This window comes from Mesorhizobium sp. M0522 (assembly GCF_040321085.1).
GTDB lineage: Bacteria > Pseudomonadota > Alphaproteobacteria > Rhizobiales > Rhizobiaceae > Mesorhizobium.
In genome coordinates this window covers 1-771 of record NZ_JAMYQW010000101.1, presented here as the reverse complement: position 1 = coordinate 771, position 771 = coordinate 1, and the positions used below count along the sequence as shown (strand labels likewise).

Here is a 771-nt window from a genome sequence, read left to right as displayed (position 1 = left end):
CGGGGCGCGCCAAGGTCATCGCTGACTGTCAAACCATTTCTGCAGAATTTGACGCACACAAGGCCGATCCGAGGCCAACTGGGAGTGCATACCAGCTTGGAATTGTGCGGAACCGTACGAAGTCGATTGCAAGCAACCAACCTGGTTGGCCGGGCATTAAATTTAGCAAAGCGTCAATGGGGGAAAGCATCGGGAGGAAGACCATGCTGCACGTTAACATGCCTCGCGAATTTGAGGTCGGCGATGAGGTTGCGCTGGCAGGTACCGTCGTCACGATTCTCCCCAGCGGGCGCGCCAGGGTGAGCATTCCTTCGTATGACCATCCTTATACGATTGATCCGCCACCCAAAGTCCGGGCCGGCGACCGAGTGATTCTTGTTGGGGACGTCACCCGCATCGAGCGCGGGGCGAACAAACTCACTGTGCGGATTGACTGCGGCGGGGTGATCACGGTCGACAAGTCGGCGATCACCCGGCTGAGAAAGCACCGCCGGACTTCAGCGGGTTGACGCTCCGGCGATACAACGGCCGGTGTCGGCGTAGGGAAGATGCCAGCGCCTTTGAACAGCCCAAGGGTGCGGCGCGGTCCAGCCGGATATGGAGCGGACGAACGGATAAGCGGGAGCTCGACGGCTAGGGCACGCGTCCAGCGTAGTGCGTCCCTGGCGTCTTCGGATTACTGGTGAAGCAAGTCAGACCTGGCCTATCGCAACCGCGCCTCACCTGCCGTCCAGCGTTCGGATTCGCGATCGTCGCTCTCGGCAACAGGCG

The 771-nt window shown here is 60.8% G+C and carries 1 protein-coding gene; it reads left to right on the top strand.

The features are described from left to right. Positions 1–509, top strand: a 509-nt coding sequence (locus tag NKI58_RS35450; RefSeq protein ID WP_352830572.1) for a hypothetical protein, incomplete at its 5' end; no start/stop codon positions are given. Between the last annotated feature and the right edge of the window lie 262 nt (positions 510–771).